We start from the raw sequence: 14079 nt of genomic DNA, 5'->3' as shown, positions 1-14079 counted from the left end.
AATCTGAAACAAACGAGGTGAATGATGAAGGATACAGCAATAGAAGCGAGAATGGCTGAGCTGGAAAGCCGCCTGGCTTTTCAGGACATCACCATCGAAGAGCTAAACCAGACCGTGACCGCACATGAGCTCGAAATGGCAAAACTGCGGGATCATATGCGCCTGCTGACGGAAAAGCTGAAGGCCACGCAGCCGTCAAACATTGCCTCTCAGTCAGAAGAGACGCCACCTCCTCATTATTGAGGCGTAAAAAAAGCGGGATAATCCCGCTTTTTTTGTGCCCGGTGGCGCGAAGCTTACCGGGCCTACATACCAAATACCCTATGGATTTCGAGTCGCAGGAAGGCGGCAAGCTTGAAAATCCCCGGGAGCATAGATAACTATGTGACAGGGGTTTGAAAGCGCAGCCAACGCACCTGCGGCTTGAAAGACGACGGGTATTAGTGGCAGCCGCAGCCGCCGTTACCGCAACCACCTTTACCGTGGTCGTGACCATGGTCGTGATCGTGGCCGTGACCACCGCAGCAGCCGTCGTGGCCGTGATCGTGGTCATGGTCGTGACCGTGTGCACCGTGAACGTGGCCATGAGCCAGCTCTTCTTCGGTCGCTTCACGGATCGCAACAACTTCTACGTTGAACTTCAGGTTCTGGCCAGCCAGCATGTGGTTACCGTCAACCACGACGTGGTCATCTTCCACTTCGGTGATTTCAACAGGAACCGGACCCTGGTCAGTTTCAGCCAGGAAGCGCATGCCAACCTGCAGTTCGTCAACGCCCATGAACACGTCTTTAGGAACGCGCTGAACCAGATTATCGTCATACTGACCGTAAGCGTCGTTCGCGCCTACAGCAACGTCAAATTTGTCGCCAACTTCATGACCTTCCAGCGCGTTTTCCAGGCCAGAAATCAGGGAACCGTGACCATGCAGGTAGTCAAGCGGCGCACTCACCGGAGACTCATCAACCAACACACCGTCTTCTGTACGTACCTGATAGGCCAGGCTGACCACCAGGTCTTTTGCTACTTTCATGATATCTCCTGAGCGTGGGAAAATTGCTGGCGCAGATTGTAGCGGAAATCTGCACCCGTGTACCCTTTAGCTTAAAAAAACTCAGGGCATATCGCTAGTCCGGATGAAAAATCCCGATAACTTGCTCTTCTTTGCGAACGTGATCGCGGGCCTCTTTATCGGCTTCACGCATCTGGTGACCGCACTTAACACACTCAACAACATCAACATTATTTTCCCGCCACATCGCCAGGGTATCTTGCGCCTGGCAGGTCGGGCATTTTGCACCCGCGATAAAGCGTTTACGTACAGCCATCTTTCGTTACCCTTTATTCAAATTCATCCCAGCCATCAAGCTGGCGTCGTTCCTGTTGCATCTCTCGCTGGAAGATCTCCTCCAGCTCGCGACGCGCTTCCCGCACGCGGGAGATCTGCGCCGTATCGGTATGTACCGGCATCAGCTCGCGCAACATCCGCATATCCAGCCGGCGGAAGTGCATCTGGGCGCGCTGCGCCTGATGCGGATGCATGCCGAGCGAGATCAGCGCCTTACGGCCCAGCTCCAGCGCACTGGAGAACGTCTCACGGGAGAAGTGTTTCACACCCGCCTGCAACAATTCGTGAGCTTCAACACGTCCCCGCGCACGCGCCAGAATATGCAGATGCGGGAAATGCTGCTGGCACAGATCCACCAGCTTCATCGTGTCTTCCGGATCGTTACAGGTAATCACGATGGACTCTGCCGCTTCCGCCCCCGCCGAGCGCAGCAGCTCGAGCTGGGTCGCATCGCCGTAGTAAACCTTATAGCCATATTTGCGCATCAGGTTGACCGCGCTGATATCCCGCTCCAGTACCGTAATGCGCATTTTGTTCGCCATCAGCAAACGCCCGATAACCTGTCCGAATCGGCCAAAGCCCACCACAATCACCTGTGGCTTGTCGTCTTCCACCCACGGCGCTTCGTCTTCATCGTCTGCCGGGTTCAGGCGGCGCGACAGCAGTTTATCCACCAGCTTCATCAGCAGCGGCGTGGTCATCATAGACAGCGTGACCGTCACCAGCAAAAGCGCCATCTGATCGTCTTTAAACAGCTTCTGGGAAGATGCGGTGGAGAACAGCACAAACGCGAACTCGCCTCCCTGGCTCAACACGCTGGCAAACTGCATGCGTTCCGAACTGCGCAGCCCGTAGATACGTGACATCACGTACAGCACCAGCATCTTCACCGCCACCAGGATGGCGACGCTCACGACCACCCACAGCAGATGGGTATAGAGCACACCGAGGTTAAGCGCCATCCCCACCGAAATAAAGAACAGGCCTAACAGCAGCCCTTTGAAGGGATCGATGGCAATTTCCAGCTCGTGACGATACTCGCTCTCCGCCAGCAGCACCCCGGCGATAAAGGTCCCGAGCGCCATCGACAGCCCCAGCGCGTCCATAAACAACGCCGATCCCAGCACCAGCAGCAGCGTCGCGGCGGTAAACACCTCGCGAACGCCCGACGCGGCAATAAAGCGGAACACGGGACGTAACAGGAAACGACCGCCAATCAGCATGCCCGCGAAGGCCAGCACCTTCATGGCGATTTTAGCCCAGTCGAAGTGATCGTCCCCGGACCCCGCCAGCAGCGGCACAAGCGCCAGCGCCGGGATCACCGCCAAATCCTGGAACAGCAGCACCGAAAAGCCCAGCTGACCGGCTTCGTTGCGATTCATCCCCTTATCGCGCATCAGCTGCAGCGCCATCGCCGTCGACGACATCGCAAGGCCTATCCCGCCAATCACCGCCGCCTGCCATGAAAAGTTGGTCAGCATTAACAGGCCACCCAGGATCGCGGCGCTGAACAACACCTGCGCGGCGCCCACGCCAAAGATAGAGCGTCTAAGCTGCCACAATTTCGAAGGATTCAGCTCAAGGCCGATGATGAACATCAGGAACACCACGCCCAGCTCGGAGAAATGGAGAATCTCATCGACATCGCTGATGAATCCCAGCCCCCAGGGGCCAATCGCGATCCCCGCCAGCAGATACCCCAGCACCGCGCCGATACCAATACGGGCTGCAAGCGGCACCGCAACGACGGCCGCAAATAAAAACAGCACCCCGGCGAGGAGTAAATTCGATCCTTCCATTAACGACCTCCTGCCGGAATGGGTGACGCCAGCCATTCACCGTAGGCTCTGGCGTGGCTTGCCAGCTCTTTCGGATCCTGACGCCGCGCCCAGTAGACAATAATCGGGCTCATCCAGTGCATACGGCACATGGCCGCCGTCAGCTCGAATGGCCGCAGGATGTCGCTCATCGGATAACGGTTCAGCCCGTCGTGACGGTAAGCGCTTTCGGGTTCACCGGTCGTAATCACACTACGCCAGTACTTTCCCGCCAGCTGGTTGCCCCCCACCCCGCTGGAGAAGCCCCGGCTCAGCACGCGGTCCAGCCACTCTTTCAGCAGCGCCGGACAGCTATAGGTATAAAGCGGATGCTGGAACACAATCACGTCATGCTGACGCAGCAGTTCCTGCTCGTAAGGGATATCAATAAAGAAATCAGGATAGTGCGCGTAGAGATCGTGCACCGTTACGTTACTAAGCTGTGTGGCCGGCTTAAGCAGCACCCGGTTTGCCACCGAGTCCTGAGATTCCGGATGGGCATACAGCAGCAGCACTTTTGCTGTCTGAGACATCATTCCCCTCCCGGTCTTGTTTCTGTTTTTGTGTATCGTCGCTGTTTTGGGCTACCATGGCGGCCCGGTGCGGAAAATGGCCCACACCTTACATTATCATAATGACAAATTAACATAGTCGGAACATACGGCGCTTCTATGATTGTTTTCTCCTCGTTACAAATTCGTCGCGGCGTGCGCGTCCTGCTGGATAACGCCACTGCTACCATCAACCCGGGCCAAAAAGTGGGTCTGGTCGGCAAAAACGGCTGCGGTAAATCCACCCTGCTGGCGCTGCTGAAAAACGAGATTAGCGCGGATGGCGGTAACTTTACCTTCCCGGGGAACTGGCAGCTCGCCTGGGTAAACCAGGAGACGCCGGCGCTGAGCGAACCGGCACTCGACTATGTTATCGACGGCGACCGTGAATACCGCAAGCTCGAAGCGGAACTTCATGCTGCTAACGAGCGCAACGACGGCCACGCCATCGCCACCGTTCACGGCAAGCTGGACGCCATCGACGCGTGGACCATTCGCTCCCGCGCCTCCAGCCTGCTGCACGGCCTGGGCTTCAGCAACGAACAGCTGGAACGCCCGGTCAGCGACTTCTCCGGCGGCTGGCGTATGCGCCTCAACCTGGCGCAGGCGCTGATCTGCCGCTCTGACCTGCTGTTGCTTGACGAACCGACCAACCACCTCGATCTCGATGCGGTTATTTGGCTGGAGAAGTGGCTCAAGAGCTATCAGGGCACTCTGATTCTGATCTCCCACGACCGCGACTTCCTTGACCCGGTAGTGGATAAAATCATTCATATCGAACAGCAAACGATGTTCGAGTACACCGGCAACTACAGCTCCTTCGAGCGCCAGCGCGCGACGCGTCTCGCCCAGCAGCAGTCCATGTACGAAAGCCAGCAGCAGCGCGTGGCGCACCTGCAGAGCTTCGTGGATCGCTTCAAGGCCAAAGCCTCAAAAGCCAAGCAGGCCCAGAGCCGCATCAAGATGCTGGAACGTATGGAGATGATCGCCCCGGCGCACGTGGATAACCCGTTCCACTTCAGCTTCCGCGAGCCGGAAAGCCTGCCTAACCCACTGCTGAAGATGGAGAAAGTCAGCGCGGGCTATGCCGACCGCATTATTCTCGATTCCATCAAGCTCAACCTGGTGCCGGGTTCACGCATTGGCCTGCTGGGGCGTAACGGCGCCGGTAAATCGACGCTGATCAAACTGCTGGCGGGCGAGCTTAACCCGGTCAGCGGCGAAATCGGCCTCGCGAAGGGCATCAAGCTGGGTTACTTCGCCCAGCATCAGCTGGAATTTTTACGCGCGGATGAATCGCCGATTCAGCACCTCGCGCGTCTGGCGCCGCAGGAGATGGAGCAGAAGCTGCGCGACTATCTCGGCGGCTTTGGCTTCAAGGGCGATAAGGTAACTGAAAACACCGAGCGCTTCTCCGGCGGCGAAAAGGCCCGCCTGGTGCTGGCGCTGATCGTCTGGCAGCGCCCGAACCTGCTGCTGCTCGATGAACCGACCAACCACCTGGATCTCGACATGCGCCAGGCGCTGACCGAAGCGCTGATTGAGTTCGAAGGCGCGCTGGTGGTGGTTTCGCACGATCGTCACCTGATCCGCTCCACCACGGACGATCTCTATTTAGTGCACGGCGGCAAAGTTGAACCGTTCGACGGCGATCTGGAAGACTACCAGCAGTGGCTGACGGACGTGCAGAAGCAGGAAAACCAGCCGGAAGAGTCAGCGAAAGACAACGCCAACAGCGCGCAGGCGCGTAAAGACCAGAAGCGTCGTGAAGCGGAGCTTCGCACCCAGACGCAGCCGCTGCGTAAAGAGATTACCCGTCTCGAAAAAGAGATGGAAAAACTCAACGCCACGCTGGCTATCGTTGAAGAGAAGCTCGGCGATAGCGGCCTGTATGACCAGAGCCGCAAGGCTGAGCTGACCGACTGCCTGCAAACCCAGGCGAAGACCAAATCCAGTCTCGAAGAGTGCGAGATGGCGTGGCTCGACGCGCAGGAACAGCTGGAAGCGATGCTGCAGGCTGACTGACCTGTTTACCCCGTTTGAAGAACAGAATCCGTACCGGGTTCGGAAATCCAGCTTAAACGGGGTACAATTCGGAAAGTATCGTAAATTTCCGACAAGAATCAGCATCGCGCTTATGACCCAAATCATTCCATCAGACTTCGACATTGCGGCCGAAGACAGCACTGAGTTCGTGCCTATGCGCGGCGTGGCCAATCCCCATTTGCAGACCATGCTGCCGCGACTGATCCGCCGCAAGGTTCAGTTCACCCCGCACTGGCAACGGCTTGACCTGCCAGACGGTGACTTTCTGGATCTCGCCTGGAGCGAAGCGCCGGAACAGGCTCGCCATAAGCCGCGTCTGGTGGTTTTCCACGGTCTGGAAGGCAGCCTGCACAGCCCGTATGCGCATGGGCTAATTGAGGCGGCAAAAGCGCGCGGCTGGCTCGGCGTGGTGATGCATTTTCGCGGCTGCAGCGGCGAACCGAATCGTCAGAAACGCATTTATCACTCGGGTGAAACCGAAGACGGGACGTGGTTTTTACACTGGCTGCGGGAAAATTATGGCACCGAGCCAACGGCCGCCGTGGGCTACTCGCTGGGCGGCAACATGCTGGCCTGTCTGCTGGCCAAAGAGGGTGAAAGCGTCCCGCTGGATGCCGCCGTCATTGTCTCCGCGCCGTTTATGCTCGAGCAGTGCAGCTACCACATGGATAAGGGCTTTTCCCGCGTCTATCAGCGCTACCTGCTCAACCTTTTGAAGGCCAACGCGGCGCGTAAGCTGAAGGCCTACCCGGATACCCTGCCGGTCAGCCTGCGCCAGCTGAAAAAGGTGCGCCGCATTCGCGAATTCGACGACCTGATCACCGCGAAAATCCACGGCTTCGCCGATGCGATTGACTATTATCGTCAGTGCAGCGCCATGCCGCTGCTCAGCAAGATCACGCAGCCAACGTTGATTATTCATGCCAAAGATGACCCGTTTATGGATCATCACTCGATCCCCGCTCAGGAATTCCTGCCCGACAACGTTCACTATCAGTTGACCGAGCATGGCGGCCACGTCGGGTTTATCGGCGGCACGCTGCGCCGCCCGAAAATGTGGCTTGAGGCGCGTATTCCTGACTGGCTGACCCCTTATCTGGACGGTGCAAAATGATTATTCCCTGGCAGGATCTGGCTCCCGAAACGCTCGATAATCTGATTGAAAGCTTTGTATTACGCGAAGGCACCGATTATGGTGAACAGGAACGCTCGCTTGAGCAAAAGGTCAACGATGTTAAGCGCCAGCTGAAAAGCGGCGACGTGGTGCTGGTGTGGTCAGAACTGCATGAGACGGTCAATATCATGCCCCGCAACGCGTTTCACGGCTGATCTTCCACCCTTTTCAGTCAGGGAGTTGCTATGTCTGCCAGACATCCGGTTATTGCCGTTACGGGGTCGAGTGGTGCGGGAACCACCACCACCAGCCTCGCATTTCGCAAGATTTTCGCCCAGCTGAATCTCCGTGCGGCGGAGGTCGAAGGCGACAGCTTTCACCGCTACACGCGTCCGGAGATGGACATGGCCATTCGTAAGGCGCGCGATTCGGGTAAACACATCAGCTACTTCGGCCCGGAAGCCAATGACTTCGGCCTGCTGGAACAAACCTTTATAGAGTACGGCAAGAGCGGCAAAGGGCAGTCCCGCAAGTATCTGCACACCTATGATGAAGCCGTACCCTGGAATCAGGTGCCGGGCACCTTTACCCCCTGGCAGCCGCTGCCGGAACCCACCGACGTCCTGTTTTACGAAGGATTGCACGGCGGCGTGGTCACCCCTCAACACGACGTGGCGCGCCACGTGGATCTGCTGGTCGGCGTGGTTCCTATCGTAAACCTGGAGTGGATCCAGAAGCTGACGCGTGACATGAGCGAGCGTGGCCATTCTCGCGAAGCGGTGATGGACTCGGTGGTGCGCTCCATGGAGGATTACATTAACTTCCTGACGCCGCAGTTCTCCCGCACCCATATCAACTTCCAGCGCGTGCCGACGGTGGACACCTCCAACCCGTTCGCGGCCAAAAGCATCCCGTCGCTGGATGAGAGTTTTGTGGTGATCCATTTCCGCAATCTCGAAGGCATTGATTACCCGTGGCTGCTGGCAATGCTGCAGGGCTCGTTTATTTCGCACATGAATACGTTAGTGGTGCCGGGCGGGAAAATGGGGCTGGCGATGGAGCTCATCATGACGCCGCTGGTGGAGCGACTGATGGAAGGGAAGCAGATCGCGTGAGCATGTTCCCTCTCCCAGTGGGAGAGGGTTAGGGTGAGGGCATCAACACGCACGATGCCCCATCAATCACGCCTCGATCACTTCATACGAATGCGTGATTTTTACCGCTTTCTCCAGCATTAACGCCACAGAGCAGTACTTCTCCGCAGACAGGTCCACCGCACGTGAGACCGCCGCGTCTTTCAGTTCTTTACCGGTGACCACAAAGTGCAGGTTAATATGGGTGAACAGGCGTGGCGCCTCATCGCGACGCTCTGATGTGAGTTTAACCTCACAATCCGTCACGTCATGACGACCTTTTTGCAGAATCGACACCACGTCAATGGCGCTGCAACCCCCTGCCGCCATCAGCACCATTTCCATTGGGCTTGGCGCTTTATCGCCGGAGTTACCGTCCATCAAAATCTGGTGTCCTGACGCGGACTCGCCCAGGAACGTTAAACCTTCAACCCATTTCACGCGCGCTTGCATATTCATTAACTCCAACGTTGCATTTTTGGTGACAGATTACGCGTGCGTTACATTTCTCGCAATGGAAGGCGACCTGCATCATGCTGAAGCGAGACACCAGGAGACACGCGGCGAAAGCTATGCTAAAACACTCAGGATGCTACAGTAATACATTGACGTTACACGTGTATGCAGAGGACATCAAACTTTACTGGCTGCGAAACGTTACGGTAGCCGACTTCCCAGGGTATGGGTAAGAATTCGATTGCAACCCCAGAGTCCGGATGCATCTGATGACTCTGGTGACAGCTTATAACAGAGGATAACAGCGCATGGTGCTTGGCAAACCGCAAACAGACCCGACTCTCGAATGGTTCTTGTCTCATTGCCACATTCATAAGTACCCATCGAAGAGCACGCTGATTCACCAGGGTGAAAAAGCGGAAACGTTGTATTACATCGTTAAAGGCTCGGTGGCAGTGCTGATCAAAGATGAAGAAGGGAAAGAGATGATCCTTTCTTATCTGAACCAGGGCGATTTCATCGGTGAACTGGGCCTGTTTGAAGAGGGCCAGGAACGTAGCGCCTGGGTTCGTGCAAAGACAGCATGTGAAGTGGCTGAAATTTCTTACAAGAAGTTCCGTCAGCTGATTCAGGTTAACCCTGACATCCTGATGCGTCTTTCTTCCCAGATGGCGCGCCGTCTGCAGGTCACGTCAGAGAAAGTGGGTAACCTCGCCTTCCTGGACGTTACCGGCCGTATCGCACAAACCCTGTTGAACCTGGCGAAACAGCCAGACGCTATGACCCACCCGGACGGCATGCAAATTAAAATTACCCGTCAGGAAATTGGTCAGATCGTCGGTTGCTCCCGTGAAACAGTGGGCCGTATCCTGAAAATGCTGGAAGATCAAAACCTGATCTCCGCCCACGGTAAAACCATCGTGGTCTACGGAACGCGTTAATTCCGCTCAAACGGCGTGTCACCGCAGGGTGTCACGCCGTTTTTGTCTCTACTCCCCATGTGGCGCAGGCTGATCTATCACCCGGAAGTTAACTACGCACTGCGGCAAACGCTGGTGTTGTGTCTTCCTGTGGCCATAGGCCTGATCCTCGGACATCTTCAGCAAGGCCTGCTGTTTTCCCTCGTGCCCGCCTGCTGCAACATCGCCGGTCTGGACACGCCGCATAAGCGCTTTTTCAAACGCCTGATTATCGGTGGCTGCCTGTTTGCCGGCTGTAGCCTCGCCGTGCAGCTTCTGCTTGCCCGGGATATCCCGCTGCCGCTGATCCTGACCGTGCTGGCGATGACGCTCGGCGTCACGGCGGAAATCAGTTCGCTGCACGCCCGCCTGCTTCCCGCCTCGCTGATTGCGGCCATTTTCACGCTGAGCCTCGCCGGGAACATGCCGGTGTGGGAGCCGCTGCTGATCTACGCCCTGGGGACATTGTGGTACGGGCTGTTTAACTGGTTTTGGTTCTGGCTGTGGCGCGAACAGCCGCTGCGTGAATCCCTGAGCCTGCTCTATGTGCAGCTTGCGGATTACTGCGAAGCCAAATATACCCTGCTCACCCAGCATACCGACCCGGAAAAATCCTTACCGCCGCTGCTGACGCGCCAGCAGAAGGTGGTGGACCTGATAAGCCAGTGCTATCAGCAGCTGCATATGCTCGCCGCCAACAAGAACCACGAATACAAACGGCTGCTGCGCACCTTCCAGGTCGGGCTGGATCTGCAGGAGCACATCTCCGTAAGCCTTCATCACCCGCAGGAGGTGCAAAAGCTGGTCGAGCGCAGCCACGCCGAAGCGGTGATCCGCTGGAACGCACAAACCGTGTCCGCACGTCTGCGCGTGCTGGCCGATGATATTCTCTACCACCGCTACCCGACGCGCTTTAACATGGAAAAACAGCTGGGCGCGCTGGAGAAAATCGCCCGCCAGCATCCCGATAACCCGGTCGGCCAGTTTGCCGCCTGGCACTTCAGCCGCATCGCCCGCGTGTTGCGCACGCAGCGCCCGCTTTATCCCCGCGACCTGATGGCGGATAAGCAAAAACGGCTTCCGTTATTGCCCGCGCTCAAAAGCTATCTTTCTCTTAAATCGTCCGCCCTGCGCAACGCCGCCAGGATTAGCGTGATGCTCAGTACCGCCAGCCTGATGGGCATGGCGCTGCACCTGCCGAAACCGTACTGGATCTTAATGACCGTGCTGTTTGTCACCCAGAACGGCTACGGCGCCACGCGTGTGCGTATTCTGCACCGGGCTGGCGGAACGATGGCCGGGCTGATCATTGCGGGCGTGACGCTGCACTTCCACGTGCCGGAAGGCTATACCCTGGCAGGCATGCTGGCGATCACGCTGGTGAGCTACCTGATTATCCGAAAAAATTACGGCTGGGCGATGGTGGGCTTTACGGTGACGGCGGTATATACCCTGCAGCTGCTCACGCTCAATGGCGAACAGTTTATTGTCGCCAGGCTGATTGATACCCTGATCGGCTGCCTGATTGCCTTTGGCGGAATGGTCTGGCTGTGGCCGCAGTGGCAGAGCGGGCTGCTGAGGCAGAACGCCCACGACGCGCTGGAAGCCGACCAGCAGGCTATTCGCCTGATCCTGAGCGACGACCCGCAGCCCTCCCCGCTGGCCTATCAGCGGATGAAGGTCAACCAGGCGCACAACGCCCTGTTTAACTCGCTCAACCAGGCGATGCAGGAGCCGGGCTTTAACTCGCACTATCTGGCAGACATGAAGCTCTGGGTGACGCACAGCCAGTTTATCGTCGAGCACATTAACGCCATGACCACGCTGGCGCGCGAGCACACGATGCTGACGCCGGATCTGGCGCAGCGCTATTTGCAGTCGTGTGAAATTGCGTTGCAGAGGTGTCAGCAACGTCTGGAGTATGACGCGCCGGGCGAGTCGGGCGACTCAAACATTCTGGAAGCGCCGGAGACGTTAACCCACGGGCCAATGAGCACGCTGGAGCAGCATTTGCAGCGCGTTCTGGGACATCTGAACACCATGCACACCATTTCGTCGGTGGCATGGCGTCAGCGTCCGCATCACGGCATTTGGTTAACGCGTCGGTTAAAGCGAACCGAGTATTAGCCTTTAACGATCTTCGCGACCGCCGAGGCAAAGCGGGTTAACCCCTCTTCGATGTCTTTGTCTTCTACCACCAGCGACGGCGCAAAGCGCATCACGTCCGGCCCGGCATTGAGCACCATCACTCCTTCGTGCGCGGCGGCGTGCAGGAAGTCGCGCGCGCGACCTTTGTACTGCGGCTTCAGCTCGGCGCCAATCAACAGCCCCATCCCGCGGATTTCGCTGAACACATCGTACTGCTCATCAATCTTTTGCAGGTGTTTTACGAACAGCTCGCGCTTCGCGCTCACGGCGTTCAACACCTCCGGCGTGTTGATAATGTCGAATGCAGCGCCCGCCACGGCGGTCGCCAGCGGGTTACCGCCGTAGGTAGAGCCGTGAGAGCCGACGTGGAACGCGGAGGCGATCTCCTGCGTCGTCAGTACCGCACTCACCGGGAAACCACCGCCGAGCGCTTTGGCGCTGGTCAGGATGTCCGGCGTAACGCCGTAGTGCATATACGCGAACAGATCGCCGGTACGCCCCATCCCGCACTGCACTTCATCAAAGACCAGCAGCGCCTTATGTTCGTCGCACAGCTCGCGCAGCCCTTTCAGGAATTCCGGAGTTGCCGCCGTCACGCCGCCTTCACCCTGGATCGGCTCAACGACTACCGCGCAGGTGTGATCGTCCATGACCGCTTTCACGGCATGCAGATCGTTAAACGGCACGTGGACAATATCGGCCGGCTTCGGGCCAAACCCGTCAGAATACTTTGGCTGGCCGCCAACGGAGACGGTAAAGAAGGAGCGTCCATGGAAGGCATTGTGGAAGGCGATGATTTTGGTTTTGTACGGGCTGTGGCGCGTTGTTGCGTAGTAGCGCGCCAGCTTAAAAGCGGTTTCGTTGGCTTCGGTGCCGGAGTTCATAAACAGCACGCGCTCGGCAAAGGTCGCATCAATGATCTTGCGGCCCAGGCGCAGCGCCGGTTCGTTGGTGAACACGTTGCTGGTGTGCCACAGGGTTTCGCCCTGGGTTTTCAGCGCCTCAACCAGCGCGGGATGGCAATGACCCAGCGCCGTGACCGCAATACCGCCCGCGAAATCCACATACTCTTTACCCTGCTGATCCCATATGCGGCTGCCCTTTCCCTTCACCGGGATAAACTCAGCCGGTGCATAAATCGGCAGGATCACTTCATCAAATGTCGCGCGGGTAATTGCTGGTTGTTCAGTTGCCATGTCATGACCATCCATTTTTATGTCACAGTTATTGTGAAAATATAATCACAAAATATGCATAAAAAATCACAGCAAGGCAACAGATATTCAGCGATTGAGGAAATTTGCCAGCAGCGCGTGCCCCTGCTCGCTGAGGATGCTTTCCGGGTGGAACTGCACGCCTTCGAGGTCCCATTCGCGGTGGCGAATCCCCATGATCTCCTGCGTATCGCTCCAGGCGGTCACCTCAAAGCAGTCGGGCAGGGTCGACGGGTCAATCACCAGGGAATGGTAGCGCGTCACGGTTAGCGGATTATTGAGCCCCGTGAATACCCCGGTGCCGGCGTGGGTGACCGGAGAGGTTTTACCGTGCATCACTTTCTCGGCGCGCACGATGGTGGCACCAAACGCCTGGGCAATCGCCTGATGGCCCAGACAGACGCCCAGGATCGGCAGCTTGCCGGCATAGTACTGGATAGCATCCAGAGAAATACCCGATTCCGACGGCGTACACGGCCCAGGAGAAATCACGATTTTCTGCGGAGCCAGCGTCCCGATATCGGCCAGTCCGACCTCGTCGTTACGGCGGACAACCACCTCTGCACCCAGTTCACAAAAATACTGGTAAAGGTTCCAGGTGAAGGAATCGTAGTTATCAATCAGCAGAATCATGGCGGCTCCCGAAAAAAATGCCGCCCTATTCTACTCAGATTCCCGCGCTTCGCTCACTACTTTGGCAAAGATAGCGTTTAGCGCGGTTAAATCTCCCGTTGCGCCGCTTCGGTTAGCCGCCACCCACTGGTCGGGATCGATATCGCGCCAGTCCAGCGAGTAGCCCGCGTGGAGCGCCAGCTGCTCGAAGAAAACGCGTTGGGCAATACCGTTGCCGCGCATAAACGGATGCAGCATGTTGATTTCGCAGTAATAGTGGCTAACCCGGTCAACAAACGCCGCTTTCTCAAGACCCACGAGATACTTTTCGCTTTCCAGCGCCGCCATCAGCTCGTTACCCATCTTCTCGATGTATTCGAAATGGCAGAAAGGAATGTCACCCTTAAAAATATCGTCAGTGCGGAACTCACCTGCCCGCTTCATCTCGCTGCGGTACAAATGACGATGAATAAGGCACAGATGGGGCAACCCGGGCGCGGAAGGCCCAAGCTCCAGCGTCTCAATATGGGGCTCTGAGGGACCATTACCTTTTTCAAGGAGACAACTGGCCTGTAAATTGACGTTACGCTGCTGTTCCCAGAGACGGGATTTTTGCTTGTCGGTGAGCTTTTTCACTTAACGCCTCCCTGAATAGTCCGTTTGCCACAAGTATAAGCAGCAAA

15 protein-coding genes are annotated in these 14079 nt (G+C 57.2%); 7 read left to right on the top strand and 8 right to left on the bottom strand.

The annotated features are described in order from the left end of the window. Positions 1-24 precede the first annotated feature (24 nt). Positions 25-243 (top strand): protein SlyX, encoded by a 219-nt coding sequence (locus AC1VYI_RS03350; RefSeq protein ID WP_023309461.1) that lies wholly within the window; start codon positions 25-27, stop codon positions 241-243. 197 nt (positions 244-440) lie between these two features. On the opposite strand, the gene slyD is transcribed toward AC1VYI_RS03350, so the two are convergent. From slyD to kefG, 4 genes are all read right to left on the bottom strand, one after another. Continuing rightward, positions 441-1031, bottom strand: coding sequence for a peptidylprolyl isomerase (slyD, locus tag AC1VYI_RS03345; protein WP_014833521.1), 591 nt, complete (start codon positions 1029-1031; stop codon positions 441-443). A 94-nt stretch (positions 1032-1125) separates the two neighbouring features. Then, positions 1126-1326, bottom strand: a complete 201-nt coding sequence (locus AC1VYI_RS03340; RefSeq protein WP_033146793.1) for a YheV family putative zinc ribbon protein — start codon at positions 1324-1326, stop codon at positions 1126-1128. Between the two features lie 13 nt (positions 1327-1339). Further along, on the bottom strand, positions 1340-3145 hold the full coding sequence (kefB, locus tag AC1VYI_RS03335) for a glutathione-regulated potassium-efflux system protein KefB (RefSeq protein ID WP_047646847.1): 1806 nt from the start codon (positions 3143-3145) through the stop codon (positions 1340-1342). Continuing rightward, on the bottom strand, positions 3145-3696 hold the full coding sequence (kefG, locus tag AC1VYI_RS03330; RefSeq protein ID WP_014885493.1) for a glutathione-regulated potassium-efflux system ancillary protein KefG: 552 nt from the start codon (positions 3694-3696) through the stop codon (positions 3145-3147). Before kefG ends, kefB begins: the two co-directional genes overlap by 1 nt. A gap of 138 nt (positions 3697-3834) precedes the next feature. Between kefG and AC1VYI_RS03325 the strand changes: the two genes are divergently transcribed. From AC1VYI_RS03325 to AC1VYI_RS03310, 4 genes are all read left to right on the top strand, one after another. Beyond that, positions 3835-5739: an ABC transporter ATP-binding protein gene (locus AC1VYI_RS03325; protein ID WP_134867074.1), complete on the top strand. Its 1905-nt coding sequence runs from the start codon at positions 3835-3837 to the stop codon at positions 5737-5739. Positions 5740-5851: 112 nt separating this feature from the next. Next, positions 5852-6874 carry a hydrolase gene (locus tag AC1VYI_RS03320; protein ID WP_134867073.1) on the top strand — a complete coding sequence of 341 codons (1023 nt, stop codon included), beginning with the start codon at positions 5852-5854 and terminating at the stop codon, positions 6872-6874. Beyond that, positions 6871-7089: a YheU family protein gene (locus AC1VYI_RS03315; protein WP_008503016.1), complete on the top strand. Its 219-nt coding sequence runs from the start codon at positions 6871-6873 to the stop codon at positions 7087-7089. The genes AC1VYI_RS03320 and AC1VYI_RS03315 overlap by 4 nt, the downstream gene beginning before the upstream one ends. Before the next feature lie 30 nt (positions 7090-7119). After that, entirely contained in the window at positions 7120-7989 is an 870-nt protein-coding gene (locus tag AC1VYI_RS03310; RefSeq protein ID WP_023309465.1) for a phosphoribulokinase, read from the top strand. A 66-nt stretch (positions 7990-8055) separates the two neighbouring features. Here the strand turns inward: AC1VYI_RS03310 and AC1VYI_RS03305 are convergent, their stop codons facing one another. Further along, positions 8056-8460 carry an OsmC family protein gene (locus tag AC1VYI_RS03305; RefSeq protein WP_023309466.1) on the bottom strand — a complete coding sequence of 135 codons (405 nt, stop codon included), beginning with the start codon at positions 8458-8460 and terminating at the stop codon, positions 8056-8058. A 311-nt stretch (positions 8461-8771) separates the two neighbouring features. Between AC1VYI_RS03305 and crp the strand changes: the two genes are divergently transcribed. Together crp and AC1VYI_RS03295 are read left to right on the top strand one after the other, a co-directional pair. After that, positions 8772-9404 carry a cAMP-activated global transcriptional regulator CRP gene (crp, locus tag AC1VYI_RS03300; RefSeq protein ID WP_000242758.1) on the top strand — a complete coding sequence of 211 codons (633 nt, stop codon included), beginning with the start codon at positions 8772-8774 and terminating at the stop codon, positions 9402-9404. Positions 9405-9461: 57 nt separating this feature from the next. Then, on the top strand, positions 9462-11549 hold the full coding sequence (locus tag AC1VYI_RS03295) for a YccS/YhfK family putative transporter (protein ID WP_039263093.1): 2088 nt from the start codon (positions 9462-9464) through the stop codon (positions 11547-11549). Here AC1VYI_RS03295 and argD read toward each other — a convergent pair. From argD to AC1VYI_RS03280, 3 genes are all read right to left on the bottom strand, one after another. Further along, a complete protein-coding gene (argD, locus tag AC1VYI_RS03290) occupies positions 11546-12766 on the bottom strand; it encodes a bifunctional acetylornithine/succinyldiaminopimelate transaminase (protein WP_213751857.1) in 1221 nt (406 codons plus the stop codon). The two genes, AC1VYI_RS03295 and argD, sit on opposite strands and share 4 nt — an antisense overlap. Before the next feature lie 87 nt (positions 12767-12853). Next, positions 12854-13417, bottom strand: coding sequence for an aminodeoxychorismate synthase component 2 (gene pabA, locus AC1VYI_RS03285; RefSeq protein ID WP_134867072.1), 564 nt, complete (start codon positions 13415-13417; stop codon positions 12854-12856). Positions 13418-13447: 30 nt separating this feature from the next. Beyond that, positions 13448-14032 (bottom strand): putative adenosine monophosphate-protein transferase Fic, encoded by a 585-nt coding sequence (locus AC1VYI_RS03280; protein ID WP_023309470.1) that lies wholly within the window; start codon positions 14030-14032, stop codon positions 13448-13450. Positions 14033-14079 lie beyond the last annotated feature (47 nt).

This window comes from Enterobacter sp. QK-SA4 (assembly GCF_056856775.1).
Note: the sequence above shows the minus strand (reverse complement) of the source record. Positions and strands in the feature narration are given on the sequence as shown.

What these genes read in the sequence shown, in the direction of transcription:
- argD (WP_213751857.1), bottom strand. Translation starts at nt 12,766, where the DNA reads ATGGCAACTGAACAACCAGCAATTACCCGCGCGACATTTGATGAAGTG.
- pabA (WP_134867072.1), bottom strand. Translation starts at nt 13,417, where the DNA reads ATGATTCTGCTGATTGATAACTACGATTCCTTCACCTGGAACCTTTAC.
- AC1VYI_RS03320 (WP_134867073.1), top strand. Translation starts at nt 5,852, where the DNA reads ATGACCCAAATCATTCCATCAGACTTCGACATTGCGGCCGAAGACAGC.
- AC1VYI_RS03295 (WP_039263093.1), top strand. Translation starts at nt 9,462, where the DNA reads ATGTGGCGCAGGCTGATCTATCACCCGGAAGTTAACTACGCACTGCGG.
- AC1VYI_RS03340 (WP_033146793.1), bottom strand. Translation starts at nt 1,326, where the DNA reads ATGGCTGTACGTAAACGCTTTATCGCGGGTGCAAAATGCCCGACCTGC.
- AC1VYI_RS03325 (WP_134867074.1), top strand. Translation starts at nt 3,835, where the DNA reads ATGATTGTTTTCTCCTCGTTACAAATTCGTCGCGGCGTGCGCGTCCTG.
- AC1VYI_RS03310 (WP_023309465.1), top strand. Translation starts at nt 7,120, where the DNA reads ATGTCTGCCAGACATCCGGTTATTGCCGTTACGGGGTCGAGTGGTGCG.
- crp (WP_000242758.1), top strand. Translation starts at nt 8,772, where the DNA reads ATGGTGCTTGGCAAACCGCAAACAGACCCGACTCTCGAATGGTTCTTG.
- kefB (WP_047646847.1), bottom strand. Translation starts at nt 3,145, where the DNA reads ATGGAAGGATCGAATTTACTCCTCGCCGGGGTGCTGTTTTTATTTGCG.
- kefG (WP_014885493.1), bottom strand. Translation starts at nt 3,696, where the DNA reads ATGTCTCAGACAGCAAAAGTGCTGCTGCTGTATGCCCATCCGGAATCT.
- slyD (WP_014833521.1), bottom strand. Translation starts at nt 1,031, where the DNA reads ATGAAAGTAGCAAAAGACCTGGTGGTCAGCCTGGCCTATCAGGTACGT.
- AC1VYI_RS03305 (WP_023309466.1), bottom strand. Translation starts at nt 8,460, where the DNA reads ATGCAAGCGCGCGTGAAATGGGTTGAAGGTTTAACGTTCCTGGGCGAG.
- AC1VYI_RS03350 (WP_023309461.1), top strand. Translation starts at nt 25, where the DNA reads ATGAAGGATACAGCAATAGAAGCGAGAATGGCTGAGCTGGAAAGCCGC.
- AC1VYI_RS03315 (WP_008503016.1), top strand. Translation starts at nt 6,871, where the DNA reads ATGATTATTCCCTGGCAGGATCTGGCTCCCGAAACGCTCGATAATCTG.